Origin of the sequence: Eubacterium sp. Marseille-QA0814 (genome assembly GCF_965119675.1) — a bacterium.
Classification (GTDB): domain Bacteria; phylum Bacillota; class Clostridia; order Lachnospirales; family Lachnospiraceae; genus Eubacterium_G.
This window is the reverse complement of the sequence record NZ_CBCPMG010000001.1, coordinates 1,342,617-1,356,277: the sequence shown is the minus strand read 5'-3', so window position 1 is coordinate 1,356,277 and position 13,661 is coordinate 1,342,617. Positions and strand designations below refer to the sequence as shown.

Below are 13,661 nucleotides of genomic sequence, written 5' to 3'. Positions count from 1 at the left end.
TGTAATTGACACATAATTGAAACAAACAGCATTTAATCAAAAGAGGTTATTATGATTAGAGTAGGAGTTTTAGTTTCAGGTGGTGGAACTAATTTACAGGCAATTATTGATGCCGTAAAAAACAAAACAATAACTAATGCATCATTAGAAGTTGTTATAAGTAACAAAAAAGACGCATACGCATTAACAAGAGCAAAAGAAAACAACATTGCAGCAGAATGTGTTTGTGTAAAAGATTACGAAACAAGAGAAGAATTCAACAAAGCATTAATTGAAAAAATTGATTCATACAATTTAGACTTAATTGTGTTAGCCGGATTCTTAGTAGTATTACCACCGGAATTAATAGCAAAATATAGAAATAAAATTATAAATGTACATCCATCACTTATACCATCTTTCTGTGGAAATGGTTTCTATGGATTACATGTACATGAAAAAGCATTAGAACGCGGAGTAAAAGTTACAGGAGCTACAGTTCATTTCGTAGATGAAGGAACAGACACTGGCCCAATAATTTATCAGAAGGCAGTAGAAGTTTTACCTGACGATACACCTGAAACTTTGCAGAAACGTGTAATGGAACAGGCAGAGTGGAAAATACTTCCACAAGCCATCAACGCAATTGCAAACAATTTATTGTAAACACAAATATAGTACGCTTTTAGGTTAGCATTTATCAAAAAATATATTTCGAAAGCAGTGGGAGCGTGCTTTCGTAATACGCTTTGGGCAAAACTCAACCAGAATAGCGAAAAGAGAGGAGATTGAAATGAAAGTTCTTATTGTAGGAAGCGGCGGAAGAGAACATGCCATTGCAACAGCAGTAGCCAAAAGTTCAAAGGTGGACAAAATATATTGTGCCCCTGGAAATGCCGGCATAGGACAGATTGCAGAATGTGTAAACATAGGGGCAATGGAATTTGATAAATTAGTAGAATTTGCAAAAAACAACGAAATAGATTTAACAGTTGTTGGTATGGACGATCCTTTAGTTGGAGGAATTGTTGATAAGTTTGAAGAAGCAGGACTTAGAGTGTTTGGTCCAAGAGAAAATGCAGCTATATTAGAAGGTTCAAAAGCATTTTCAAAGGACTTAATGAAGAAATACAATATTCCTACAGCAGCTTATGAAAATTTTGATACACCGGAAGAAGCAATGAAGTATCTTGAAACTTCAAAATATCCTATTGTTTTAAAAGCTGACGGATTAGCTCTTGGAAAAGGTGTTTTAATTTGTAATACAAAAGAAGAAGCAATGGATGGCGTTAAGGAATTAATGTTAGACAAAAAATTCGGTAATGCAGGTAACACAATTGTTATTGAAGAATTTATGACAGGTCGTGAAGTTTCAGTTCTTTCTTTTGTTGATGGAAAAACAATTAAGATTATGACATCAGCTCAGGACCATAAGAGAGCAAAAGATGGCGACCAGGGACTTAACACAGGCGGCATGGGAACATTTTCACCAAGTCCATTCTATACAGAAGAAGTTGACGAGTTTTGTAAGAAATATGTTTACCAGGCTACAGTTGATGCCATGGCGTCAGAAGGAAGAGAATTCAAGGGAATTATTTTCTTTGGCTTAATGCTCACAGAAGATGGACCAAAAGTATTAGAATACAATGCAAGATTTGGTGATCCTGAAGCCCAGGTAGTTCTTCCAAGAATGAAGAATGACATTATTGATGTATTTGAAGCTTGTATTGATGGAACATTAGATCAGATTGATTTACAGTTTGAAGACAACGCAGCAGTTTGTGTTGTACTTGCAAGTGACGGTTACCCTGTTTCTTATGAAAAAGGATTTGAAATCAAAGGTCTTGAGAAGTTTGAAAACAAGGAAGGTTATTATGTTTTCCATGCAGGAACAAAATTAGATAATGGAAAAATAGTAACTAATGGTGGTCGAGTTCTTGGTGTTACAGCAAAAGGTAAAGACTTAAAAGAGGCAAGAGCAAACGCTTACGAAGCAACAAAACTTATTGATTTTGAAAATAAATATATGCGTAATGATATTGGTAAAGCAATTGATGAAGCATAATAATTAAAAAGCTTGTATAGAATACAGGAGAAGAAAGGAAATAAGAATGAAGAAGTTAAAAAGCCTGCTAATTATGATAGCTGCAATGTCTGCTATGATGGTTACAATGATTTTTACAGTTAGCGCTGATGAAACAACTGATTTGTCAGATTTAAAAGTTTATGCAATTGACAATTCAGGAAATCAGACAGAGGTGCCTTTAGATTTTAATTCAACTACATATGAATATAACTTAACAGTTAAGTCAACAGTAAAGTCTATTAAGATTGAGGCAACTGCAAAGGACAGCACATCACAGTGGTCAGTAGAAAAAGATGGTATTAATACTGTAATGGATACTGGTGATAACTTAACAATAGTTGATGTTACATCATCAACAGGAACTGTTCAGAAGTATACTTTGAAAACAAAGAAATTAACAGAAGCAGAAGATGCAACATATAAAGACTCAAGTAGCACAAAAAAGAAAACTTCAAAGAAGACTGCAACTGATTCTACAGTAAAGGTTGGAAAGAATACATTTACTATTTCAGAATCATTTAAAAAGTCAGAAATTCCTGAAGGATTTTCAAAGAGTACAGCAAAGTATAATGGAAACAGTTATACTTGTATTAAGGGAGACGTTAAGGAATTAACAGCTTTTTATTTAAAGGGTGATGAAACATCAGGTTTTTATATTTATGATAAGAGCCAGAAAAAGTTCTACCCAATGAGCAATATTAAAATAAAGAGCAGAATGTACACAATTGTACAGCCAAAGAAGGTAGACGGAATTGTAAAAGCTTACGATAAAAAGAAAGTTACAATTATTGATCAGGAAGTTAAAGCATGGGTACTTGATGAAGATGAAGGAATGTATCTTGTGTATGCAATGAACTGGAATGGTGATACTAATTTATACAGCTATGATGATAACGAAAAATGTTTACAGAGATATTTAACATCATCAGACGCAAACCAGCAGTCAGAAGCAGCAGCTAAGGCATATAACAATTTACAGAAACAGTACAACCAGTTAGTTGACAAGTACAATGTTTTAATTAAAATTTTATGCGGATTAGCAGTAGTAATCGTTATTTTAATTTTTGTATCTATTAATTTAGGCATAAGCAAAAAAGAAAAGAAAATTAAAAAGACATATTCAGAGGATGAATTAAAAGATCCAAAGAAAGAAAAGAAAGCCCAGAAGAAGGCTGAAAAGAAAGCTAAAAAAGAAAACAAAAAGAAAAAATACGAAGAAGACGAAGATGATATTGATTCAGGAGTATCAATTGAAGAAGAGGAAGCAGAAGCAAAGCAAGTTGCTGAACCTTCAAAGGAAGAAGTAAAAGAAGCTCCTGAAGAAGTTGAAGAATTAAAGGAAGCTGACATTGATTCAGATGAACTTGTTGATATCGAAAAAGCTTTAGAAGCAGAGATAGCAAACGAAGTAGCGAAGGAAATTGATGAACCTGTAGAGGAACTTCCAAATGATAATACAATTACTATTGATGCAGAACAGATTAATGATAGCGCAGAAAGCAGTGCTGAAGAGGTAAATAAATCAGAAGAAATCGATGCATACGATGATTCAGAAATTGATTTTGATGACGATGACGATGATGATGATTTCGAATTTATCGATTTAGATTAACGTAAGATTAAAGGGCAATTCTTTCATGAGAATTGCCCTTTATTTAAAAAATCGTAAAATAATGTACACATTTTTAGAGTATATTAAAATCCTAGACTAATATGGAGGGATGCATATGGAAAGTAGTAGATTTACCAGACAGACAATTGAAGCAATCGGATATGCAAAAGATGTGGCAATTGACTTGGGAATGGATTACATTGGAACAGAGCATATTTTGGCAGGTATTGCAAAAGTTACAGATGGAGTGGCTGCCAATATTTTATATAATTACAACTTAATGTACAAGGATATTATTAACGCAATCGAAGACGATATGGGAATAAAATCAAGGGTACGTTCAAAAACCAGAGCAAAAAATATAATGCCTTCAAACAGAGCACACGTATTACTTGGCAGAGCTGCTGAGGAAGCTGCAAGTCAGGGGATTCCACAAATAGGAACAGAACATGTTCTTTTGGCAATATTAGCTGATCCTGATTGTGAAGCACATTGCATATTAGCAAGCTTTGGCATTAATTTGAAAAAAGTTTGTGTGGATATTCTTAATTTGACAAATAGAGATATAAACGAAGTTAAAAACTACATTAAGCCTGCAAAGAGGGGCAGAAGTGCAGTTCAGGCAAGTCCCATACCTACTTTGGAAAAGTACGGTAGGGATTTAACAGCCGAGGCAAAGGCGAACAAACTTGATCCTGTAGTTGGACGTGAAAATGAAATAGGAAGAATTATCCAGATATTAAGCAGAAGAACAAAGAACAACCCATGCTTAATTGGTGAACCTGGCGTTGGTAAGACTGCAATTGTTGAGGCCATTGCATGGCGTATTTGTGAAGGAACAGTTCCCAAAACAATGGCTGGCAAAAGAATTTTCAGCCTTGATTTATCAGGAGCAGTAGCCGGTTCCAAATACAGAGGTGAGTTTGAAGAAAGATTAAAAAACATAATTGATGAAGTACAAAATTCAGGAAACATAATTTTATTTATAGATGAAATTCATACAATAGTAGGTGCCGGTGGAGCAGAAGGCTCAATGGATGCGTCAAATATTTTGAAACCTTCATTAACTAAGGGCAATTTGCAGGTTATTGGGGCAACTACAATTTCTGAATTTAGAAAATATTTCGAAAAAGATGCAGCTTTAGAGAGAAGATTTCAGCCGGTAACAGTTGAGGAACCAACTGAAGAACAGGCTGTGGAAATACTAAAAGGTCTAAAATCTGCTTATGAAGATTTTCATAACGTTACAATCTCAGATGAGGCAATTAGGGCAGCGGTAAAATTATCATCAAGATATATTAACGACAGAAATTTACCTGATAAGGCAATAGATTTAATTGATGAAGCATGTTCAAAAATGCGAATTAGGGAAGTGCCAAAACCAAAGTCTGTAAAAGATAAGGAAATTGATATTGCAGAACTTAACTTAGAACTTGAAATGTGTGTAAGACATGCTGATTTTAAGAGTGCAACAGAAATAAAGAAGCAACTGGACAAGGCTCAGAACAAGTTAAACAAGGCAATTGCAAAATGGGAAGGCACAGAAGAAGAGTTCCGCCCTATTATAACAGAAAACTCAATTGAGGAAGTTGTTGCAATGTGGACAGGTATACCTGTAACAAGACTTGAGAAAAACGAGCAGAAGAGACTTCTTGATTTGGAAAAAGTTTTACACAAGAGAATGATAGGGCAGGAAGAAGCCGTAAGTGCAGTTGCTAAGGCTGTAAGAAGAGGTAGAGTAGGACTTAAAAATCCTAACAGACCTATTGGTTCATTCCTTTTCCTAGGGCCTACAGGTGTTGGAAAAACTGAATTGTCTAAAACTTTGGCAGAGGCAGTTTTTGGAACAGAAGACTCAATTATCAGAGTTGATATGTCTGAATACATGGAGAAACATAGTGTGTCAAAATTAATTGGCTCACCACCGGGATATGTTGGATTTGAAGATGGGGGTCAGTTAAGCGATAAGGTTAGACAGAACCCATATTCTGTAGTGCTTTTTGATGAAATAGAAAAGGCACATCCGGATGTATTTAATGTACTTTTACAGGTATTAGATGATGGCCATATTACAGATTCTAAAGGAAGAAAAGTAAGTTTTAAGAATACAATTATCATAATGACAAGTAATGCCGGTGCCAATAGAATAGTAGATCCTAAGCATTTAGGCTTCAGTCAGGGTGATACAGAAAAAGCCGACTACGAAAAGATGAAGGCAAATGTTATGGAAGAAGTTAAGCTAATGTTCAGACCTGAATTTTTAAACAGAATTGATGACATTATTGTATTCCATACATTAAGTGAAAGCGAAGTAAAGAGTATTGTATCATTAATGCTTAAAAATCTTGCAAAGCAGGTTAAAGAACAGATGGATATAGCTTTATCTTTCACGTCATCTCTTAAAACTTATCTTGCAAAAGAAAGTTACGACAAGAAGTTTGGCGCAAGACCACTTAGAAGAATGATTCAGAATAAGGTTGAGGATATGCTTGCTGAGGAGGTACTTGCCGAAAAAGTGAAGGCAGGAGATAAAGTAACTGTTGGCTATAAGAGCAATAATGTTACATTCAAAGTAAAAGAGGAGCCTAAGGAAGAATCTAAGAAAGAGTCAGAGAAAAAATCAGAGAAAAAATAGAGGGACTAAAATTCCCTAATTGAATAAAAAAAATCAAGACTATTACACTAGAAAGCTAATGAAAAAATATGATAAGTGTGATAGAATGATTTTAAGATAAATCGCATCGGCGAATAATTACAGGAGGAAGAAATGGCAATCATTAAGGAATTAATAAAAAAAGAAAGCAATGGAACAATTAGCTTTGGAAATTACGAATTAGATGCAAAGAAGAAGGTGTCAGATTTTGAAGTTTCAGGAGACATGTATAAGGTTAAAACATGGAATGAAATTACAAAATTAGAAAGAAACGGAACATTCGTATATGAATCACTTCCAGGAACAGCAGTAAACGTATTTAAGGAAACTGCTGATGAAGTAAGTTTCTTCGTAGATGGAATGGGACAGACTCAGATTACTTTAGAATTAGAAGCAAACAAGGAATACAAAGTATTTGTTAATGATAAAGATCTTGGAGTTTCAAAGACAGATATTGGTGGAAAGCTTACATTTGATGTAGACTTACAGAAAGGTGTAATGACAACAGTTAAGGTCGTTGCAGCGTAATTGAATATATGATTAAGTAAAGGTCCGTAAGGGCCTTTCTTAATATTCAAAAATAGAATAAGGGGAAGTAAATGGCAAAAGCAGATAAGACAGTATTTTTTTGTAAAGAGTGCGGATATGAATCAGCAAAATGGCTAGGTCAGTGTCCGGGATGTAAAGAGGTGGGAACTTTTGTGGAAGAGCCTAAAGGTCCTAAAAATAAAACAATAAGAAGAAATATAACCAACTCAATGCCTGTAACAATCAATGAAGTGAAGGCAGATGATGAAGAAAGAATAAGCACAGGTTTTAGTGAATTAGACAGGGTTCTCGGAGGTGGTGTTGTGCCGGGAGGTTTAATTTTAGTTGGTGGTGATCCTGGTATTGGAAAATCAACATTGCTTCTTCAGGTTTGTAGAAATATGTCAGCTTCAGGAAAGAAAATATTATATATTTCAGGAGAAGAATCTTTAAAGCAAATTAAGCTTCGAGCAAACAGAATGGGAGAGTTCAGCAATAATTTAAGTTTGTTATCAGAAACAAGTCTTGATAATATTGAAGCAGTTGTTACGGAAACAAAGCCTGATGCAGTAGTAATTGACTCTATTCAGACAATTTATAGGGAAGATATTAGTTCAGCACCGGGAAGTGTTAGTCAGGTAAGAGAATCCACTAACACATTAATGCAAATAGCAAAAGGACTGACCATTCCGATTTTTATTGTTGGTCATGTTACAAAAGAAGGTGTAGTGGCTGGACCTAGAGTTTTAGAGCACATGGTAGATACGGTTTTGTATTTTGAAGGAGACAGACATGCTGCGTACCGTATTTTACGAGGTGTAAAAAACAGATTCGGCTCAACCAATGAAATTGGTGTTTTTGAAATGAGAGAGGAAGGTCTGGAACAGGTTTTAAATCCATCTGAATTTATGCTTGAGGGACGCCCTACTGACGCATCAGGCTCAGTGGTTGCGTGTTTGATGGAAGGAACAAGACCTATTTTGGTTGAAGTGCAGGCATTGATTAATCATACAGCTTTCGGTATGCCAAGAAGAACAGCAGTTGGAACGGATTATAACAGAGTTAATTTGCTTATGGCAGTTATTGAAAAGAGAATGGGTATACAAATGGGCGACTACGATGCCTATGTTAATGTGGCTGGCGGTATGAAAGTAAATGAGCCGGCAATGGATTTGGCATTGGTAATGGCACTAATTAGTAGTTACAAAAACAGGGCAATAGATCCGGCAACATTAGTGTTTGGAGAAGTAGGTCTTTCGGGAGAAGTTCGTGCAGTATCAAATGTACAACAGAGAGTTATGGAAGCTAAAAAATTGGGCTTCAAACGCTGTATACTTCCGGCAGTATCAGTGAAATCTTTAAAAGACGTTGAAGGAATTGAATTAGTAGGCGTAAAAAACATAAAAGAAGCTGGAGAAAACATTTGACATATTAGGTGCGTTATGGTATAAATATACTTGTGCTTAAACGCAATAGGGGCATAGTTCATCGGTAGAATAAGAGTCTCCAAAACTCCAGAGCTGGGTTCGATTCCTAGTGCCCCTGTTATTAAAAAGCCTTTGTTTAAAGGGATTCCTTTAAACAAGGGCTTTTTTTGTTGTACAAGAAAATTCTGTTTTTTACTTGTTTTTACTAATGAATTCTGATTAAATTGGTGGACTTTTTTGAGAGAAAAATCCGCATAATGAAAATTATAAGTAGTAGGGAATAATATTTTATTTCAGTAATATATGTTATACTATTGGCTAATGAGAAGAAATTTTATGAGGGTGAAGATATGAGAGGATATAATTGTTGTATATAATGAAAATACATATTATCTTGAAGAATGTTGTCTTGAAGTTTATGTTGGAAAGTTAAACAAAATAATAGATGTTAAGGGCACAGAAAACAAATTGTTTTGGTCTACATTAGATAAGAAGTTCTTTGATGAAACAAAATATGCGGAAAAAAAACCATTTCGGAGACTGGGTGGATTATGACAAAGTAGAACATTTTGTTGAAATTTTAAATGAAGAAGTAGTAAATGGAGGAATAAAAGTCAGAATAATACAAAGGCAAATAGAGAATGCTAATGATTATAAAATAATAATTATTTAACTAATTCTTTTGCAATTTCTTCAGCACTTTCTTTTTTTCCATTTTCTTCCCATTTGATAAAGGTGTTCAAAATGGCACCGGCAAAATAGTAGGCTTTGTATAGCGAAATGCCGTATTTAGGTACAATATTATTTTCCATATATTCGTTTGTGGCGTCGACTAACAGAGAATACAGCCCGGCATTGGCAAGCCCCACGAAAAAGTCGGCATATTTATCGAAGTATACAAGAGCATTAAGCATATTGTTATAGTTTGGAAAATCACCAGATGGATCATTATCATATATATCAACATAGCCTGAAATAATCTCGTTAAGGTAGTCCCCAAGAACTTCTTCTTTTGTGTGATAGTATTTGTAGAAAGTCATTCTTGAAACGCCGGCTTTTACAGCTAAATCTAAAATTTTAATTTTGCTATAGGATTTTTCTTTCATAAGAGAAACCATGGCTTCCCCAATACACATTCGTGTGAATTTATTTCGCTTTGTATAATTGCTAATGGAAAATTTATTCATATTAATCCTCTCAAATGTTTACATTTTTGACATTTATGTAAATTGTAGCATAACAAAGATAATAGTACAATAGTATGTAGTAATGAATACTACATAACATATTTTTTGTAGAAAAGATAATATTGCTGTCGAGAGGAGACTAATATGAAATATGCAATAATCGTGGATTCAAGTTGCGATTTGGTAATAGAAAATAAAACTGAAAATAATATATACATGGATAGAGTTCCACTTAGATTAAGAGTAGGGGAGAAGGAATATGTAGACGATTTTAATTTGGATATTAAATCTTTTATGGAAGACATGAAATCATATCATGGAACAAGTGGGTCTGCAGCACCAAGTCCTGAGGAATGGTATAATGCTTTTAGGCAGGCAGATGAAGTGTTTGCGGTTACTATTTCAGGTGAGTTGTCAGGCAGTTATAGTAGTGCGTCAGTTGGAAAACACATGGCATTAGAAGATGATCCTGAAAAGAAAATCCACATATTCGATTCGAAGTCAGCAGGAGCCGGCTTAACACTTATTGTAAGAAAGATTCAGGAACTGATCGCAAAAGAAAAATCTTTTGAAGAAATAGTTGAAGCAGTTGAAGAGTATAAAACAAAAATTAAAACATTCTTTATTTTGGAATCAATCGACAATCTTGTAAAAAATGGTCGTGTAAGTGCCTTAAGTGGCAAACTTGCAGGAATGCTTGGCATTAAGATTTTAGGTCAGGGTTCAAGTGAAGGAAAAATCGAGTTGTTAAGAAAAATTAGAGGAAAAGATGCTATTTACAAAAAGACTGTTCAGGATATGCTTGCCAATGGATATAAGGGTGGCAATCTTGTTATAAGTCAGTGCTTTAACAAAGAAAAAGTTCAGTTCTTGTTAGACAATTTACGTGAACACACAGAAGTTGGCAAGGTAGAAACAATGCCAACAAGTGGGTTATGTAGTTTTTATGCTGAAATGGGTGGCATAATTTTAGCCTATGAAATATAAGAGTTTTATAGAATTGAGATAGTGCAATATAAGAATTTTAGAAGATTGGAATAATAGAATATTATAATAAAAAGTACCGACCCTTATTAGGTATGGATATGCTGATTTAAATACATGTTCATATAACTAAGGATCGGTATTTTTATGTAAATTATTTCTTCTGTAATAAAAACAGGCGATTCATGCCTTCCTGCCAAGGATATGGAAATTCCAGATATCTTATGATTTCATAGTGCTTCTCAAAACTTTGTTTCCAGGAGGCAGTGTCTAATTCTCTATAGCGAAGAATACCGTTTTCTTCAAAAAGATTATCTTTAATTTGAGTAAAACCCCATTGCTTCATATCTGTCTTTTCGTAAAATGGATTTAATTTTACAAACATAAGTCCCTTTGGGGCGAGAAGTTTTGTAAGACCTTTAAAAGTCTTTAAGGCAATATCTTTTGGCATAACATCTAGAACGTTTGACAGTATGATTCCGTCAAAAGGTTTGCCGTTATAATTATCAAAATATGAAATATCTCCCATCTCAAAATTAAGGTTAGTGTATTTGTTTACGGTTGCAAATTCTTTGGCAAAATTAATACCTGTTTCAGATAAATCAATACCAAGACCTGAATCCATGTTTCCGAACTCATAGCATTGGAAAATAACATCTCCTGTACCACAACCAAAGTCTAATATGTTTTTGCATTTGCTTGCAAAAATATCGAGACATATATCAAACATTGGCTCAACAGAAAGAGATTTACCTTTTAAATCTACAATTTGGCATTTGGAATAAAAATCGTTCCACATGTTAATAGACCTGTCGTAATCACGTTCTATTTTTTCGTCAATGTTCTTTGTAGGTTCAGCTTGTTCATATTCATTATTCATCACAAATACCTCTTTTCTAACATTTTCGTGTATTATTTTAGCATTTGTTTTCTCTTTATGAAATAGGAAGTTATCTGCAAATTTCTATTTCGTAAAAATATAATAGGAATTACATACAAAAATATCCTACAAATACATACAAATTACTGGTATATTATAAATAACAATTAGTTCTAAATACAACCAGTGTAAGGCTAAAAATAAATTTAACATAAAGATTTTGAAAAAGGAGGTCATATGATAAAAGCAGTAATTTTTGACCAGGACGGAGTATTAGTGGATAGCGAGCCTGTGTATATAAAATGTTTTAAGGATTTTTTAGATGCAAATGATATACATTTGGATTTGGAGGAGATATACACTCTGGCGGGCTGTTCAGGTGAAATGGAGAAAATTCTTTTGGCAAAATGGTGGAATCAGGCAAAGGGAGATAATCTGTCCCCACAGGAAGTTTACAAAATGTGCGAAAGATTTTGGGAGGTGACAGGAGCAGAAAAAAACTTTTCTTATAAAGACATTCCAAATCCTCATGTAAAAGAAGTTATTAGTACATTAAAGAAAGATGGCTATATTGTGGCAATAGCTTCGTCATCACCTATGGATAACATAAAACATGTGGCAAAAGAAATTGGGGTTAGCTCGTATATTGACCTAATTGTAAGTGGTCATATGTTTAAGGAGAGCAAGCCTAATCCGGAAATTTATAACTATACAGTTTCAAAACTGGGGTTAGACAAAGAGGAGTGTCTTGTGATTGAAGACTCAACTTATGGAATTCAGGCAGCAAAAGCAGCAGGCCTTGTTACAGTTGCAAAGAAAGACGATAGATTTTCTTATAATCAGTCACCGGCAGATTATAAGATTGATGATTTAATTGAAATTTTAGATATAGTAAAAATGAAAAATGAAAATAGTGTATAAAGATTTAATCTGCAAAAAATAATGTATAAAGAACTAATCTGCAAAAAAATATATATAAAGAAATAATGCATAAAAAATAGCATATAAAAAAGAACCAAGGGAATAACCATAACTAGAAAAAAATTCCGGATATAGTTATTGCCGTGGTTCTTTTTTACTTTTATGAAACTATGAATATAGTTACAAAATTGTGTAGTTACTTAACATTTATTATTATTGAGTAATACACTGGTGTTATTTCAACAATGAAATTGAATGAGAAATTGTGCTTGCTCCGCTACCGGTTGTAGTAGTGTTAGCGTTGTTACAAATATAAATCTGATTACCATTTCTCATACCACCCTGGATAACCCAGTGCTTGCAGTTGCCATTCCATGACTTAATCCAACTTGTATTCGTTGAACATTTAATTCCAACTTCAGTGTTTAAATATTCAACAAGGTCTGATTTAGAATCAAAGCGACCAATATAGACAGCAACGTGTGTTGCCCGTCCATTTTTACTATAGGTAATGATATCCCCCGCATCTAATGAATCCATATCATTAGTAGAAGTAACAGCAGTGTGGGTTAAACCTGATGATTTAACAGGATATGTAGTGGATTTGACTTTTCCTGATTTCTTATAAGTGCTTTGTTTTAATGAGTAAGTATAAGAAACTTTTGCGTAGCCGTTTTTCCAACTGTTAGCAGTAGGACTGCCTTGTAATTTTAAATTAGTAACTTCCTTTGAAGTTTTAACTTTTGTGCCAGATGACTCAACATATTTTTTCACTAAAACATTACATGGATAATGTTTGTTTACATTATTGGTAATTAATTTCTTTAACTGTTTATTAAAGTTGATTTTTAGTTTCTTGTAAGATGTCTTGTATTTTACAGGCTTAGAAACTGAAGTATTAGTGTTTGGACTATATGTTTTTATTTTGTAATAATAAGTTGTGTTATTCTTTATACTTTTGTCTGTGTAACTTGTAGTTTTCTTACTTTTAATAGTTTTTACAGGCTTGTAGCCTTTTGATTTTTTTTTGCTTCGGTAAATTTTGTACTTGGAAACATTGACCTTTTTCCAAGTGATTTTGATTCCGGTTTTTGTATCGGAAATGCCTTTAACATAAGTTTTAGGGGCAAAGGTGTCATACGTATTAGTTGTAGTATTTTCATTAGTGGTTGCTTCAATGTTTGTGAGAGTTGTTGTTCCATTAGTATGGCTTGTAGCCGTTGCATTTTCGTTAATTAAAATATTTGTATTATTAGAATTGTCATTTGCTTTTGTAATTACACATGTCATAAGAACTAACGACATTGTTAGTGATGGTATGATATGTATTTTTCTGCTCATATTAATTCTTAACCTTCTTTCTTGAATGAATTAGCCATATACTAACACATGTTTGTTGCAAAA

The 13,661-nt window shown here is 33.8% G+C and carries 12 protein-coding genes and 1 tRNA gene; 10 read left to right on the top strand and 3 right to left on the bottom strand.

Annotation, left to right across the window (positions count from 1 at the left end):
* Positions 1-51: 51 nt before the first annotated feature.
* The 8 genes from purN (at position 52) to ACQY63_RS06345 (ending at position 8,958) form a co-directional block, all read left to right on the top strand.
* Positions 52-645 (top strand): phosphoribosylglycinamide formyltransferase, encoded by a 594-nt coding sequence (purN, locus tag ACQY63_RS06380; protein ID WP_022165535.1) that lies wholly within the window; start codon positions 52-54, stop codon positions 643-645.
* Between the two features lie 127 nt (positions 646-772).
* Positions 773-2,044 (top strand): phosphoribosylamine--glycine ligase, encoded by a 1,272-nt coding sequence (gene purD / locus ACQY63_RS06375; protein WP_022165534.1) that lies wholly within the window; start codon positions 773-775, stop codon positions 2,042-2,044.
* Positions 2,045-2,090: 46 nt separating this feature from the next.
* Positions 2,091-3,677, top strand: coding sequence for a cadherin-like beta sandwich domain-containing protein (locus ACQY63_RS06370; protein ID WP_022165533.1), 1,587 nt, complete (start codon positions 2,091-2,093; stop codon positions 3,675-3,677).
* A gap of 115 nt (positions 3,678-3,792) precedes the next feature.
* Complete coding sequence (locus ACQY63_RS06365) at positions 3,793-6,312, top strand: ATP-dependent Clp protease ATP-binding subunit (RefSeq protein WP_428244895.1); 2,520 nt, start codon at positions 3,793-3,795, stop codon at positions 6,310-6,312.
* A gap of 132 nt (positions 6,313-6,444) precedes the next feature.
* Positions 6,445-6,858, top strand: coding sequence for a hypothetical protein (locus ACQY63_RS06360; protein ID WP_022165531.1), 414 nt, complete (start codon positions 6,445-6,447; stop codon positions 6,856-6,858).
* Positions 6,859-6,929: 71 nt separating this feature from the next.
* Positions 6,930-8,285, top strand: a complete 1,356-nt coding sequence (gene radA, locus ACQY63_RS06355) for a DNA repair protein RadA (RefSeq protein ID WP_302689354.1) — start codon at positions 6,930-6,932, stop codon at positions 8,283-8,285.
* Between the two features lie 47 nt (positions 8,286-8,332).
* Positions 8,333-8,403: transfer RNA gene (locus ACQY63_RS06350), tRNA-Trp, on the top strand.
* A 384-nt stretch (positions 8,404-8,787) separates the two neighbouring features.
* Positions 8,788-8,958, top strand: a complete 171-nt coding sequence (locus ACQY63_RS06345) for a hypothetical protein (RefSeq protein ID WP_022165529.1) — start codon at positions 8,788-8,790, stop codon at positions 8,956-8,958.
* On the opposite strand, the gene ACQY63_RS06340 is transcribed toward ACQY63_RS06345, so the two are convergent.
* Entirely contained in the window at positions 8,951-9,472 is a 522-nt protein-coding gene (locus ACQY63_RS06340; protein ID WP_022165528.1) for a TetR/AcrR family transcriptional regulator, read from the bottom strand. The genes ACQY63_RS06345 and ACQY63_RS06340 overlap by 8 nt on opposite strands.
* Positions 9,473-9,616: 144 nt before the next feature.
* Between ACQY63_RS06340 and ACQY63_RS06335 the strand changes: the two genes are divergently transcribed.
* The gene (locus tag ACQY63_RS06335) at positions 9,617-10,459 is read left to right on the top strand and encodes a DegV family protein (RefSeq protein WP_022165527.1); all 843 of its coding nucleotides are present in this window, start codon (positions 9,617-9,619) and stop codon (positions 10,457-10,459) included.
* 151 nt (positions 10,460-10,610) lie between these two features.
* Here the strand turns inward: ACQY63_RS06335 and ACQY63_RS06330 are convergent, their stop codons facing one another.
* Positions 10,611-11,336 carry a class I SAM-dependent methyltransferase gene (locus ACQY63_RS06330; RefSeq protein ID WP_412621794.1) on the bottom strand — a complete coding sequence of 242 codons (726 nt, stop codon included), beginning with the start codon at positions 11,334-11,336 and terminating at the stop codon, positions 10,611-10,613.
* A 237-nt stretch (positions 11,337-11,573) separates the two neighbouring features.
* Between ACQY63_RS06330 and ACQY63_RS06325 the strand changes: the two genes are divergently transcribed.
* A complete protein-coding gene (locus ACQY63_RS06325) occupies positions 11,574-12,257 on the top strand; it encodes an HAD family hydrolase (RefSeq protein ID WP_022165525.1) in 684 nt (227 codons plus the stop codon).
* Between the two features lie 234 nt (positions 12,258-12,491).
* Here the strand turns inward: ACQY63_RS06325 and ACQY63_RS06320 are convergent, their stop codons facing one another.
* On the bottom strand, positions 12,492-13,598 hold the full coding sequence (locus ACQY63_RS06320) for a hypothetical protein (protein WP_412621796.1): 1,107 nt from the start codon (positions 13,596-13,598) through the stop codon (positions 12,492-12,494).
* Positions 13,599-13,661 lie beyond the last annotated feature (63 nt).

Bases quoted from the DNA above. Each gene is read 5' to 3' on its own strand.
- ACQY63_RS06360 (WP_022165531.1), top strand. From the start codon at position 6,445: ATGGCAATCATTAAGGAATTAATAAAAAAAGAAAGCAATGGAACAATT.
- ACQY63_RS06320 (WP_412621796.1), bottom strand. From the start codon at position 13,598: ATGAGCAGAAAAATACATATCATACCATCACTAACAATGTCGTTAGTT.
- ACQY63_RS06325 (WP_022165525.1), top strand. From the start codon at position 11,574: ATGATAAAAGCAGTAATTTTTGACCAGGACGGAGTATTAGTGGATAGC.
- ACQY63_RS06345 (WP_022165529.1), top strand. From the start codon at position 8,788: ATGAAACAAAATATGCGGAAAAAAAACCATTTCGGAGACTGGGTGGAT.
- ACQY63_RS06340 (WP_022165528.1), bottom strand. From the start codon at position 9,472: ATGAATAAATTTTCCATTAGCAATTATACAAAGCGAAATAAATTCACA.
- purN (WP_022165535.1), top strand. From the start codon at position 52: ATGATTAGAGTAGGAGTTTTAGTTTCAGGTGGTGGAACTAATTTACAG.
- ACQY63_RS06335 (WP_022165527.1), top strand. From the start codon at position 9,617: ATGAAATATGCAATAATCGTGGATTCAAGTTGCGATTTGGTAATAGAA.
- radA (WP_302689354.1), top strand. From the start codon at position 6,930: ATGGCAAAAGCAGATAAGACAGTATTTTTTTGTAAAGAGTGCGGATAT.
- purD (WP_022165534.1), top strand. From the start codon at position 773: ATGAAAGTTCTTATTGTAGGAAGCGGCGGAAGAGAACATGCCATTGCA.
- ACQY63_RS06370 (WP_022165533.1), top strand. From the start codon at position 2,091: ATGAAGAAGTTAAAAAGCCTGCTAATTATGATAGCTGCAATGTCTGCT.
- ACQY63_RS06365 (WP_428244895.1), top strand. From the start codon at position 3,793: ATGGAAAGTAGTAGATTTACCAGACAGACAATTGAAGCAATCGGATAT.
- ACQY63_RS06330 (WP_412621794.1), bottom strand. From the start codon at position 11,336: ATGAATAATGAATATGAACAAGCTGAACCTACAAAGAACATTGACGAA.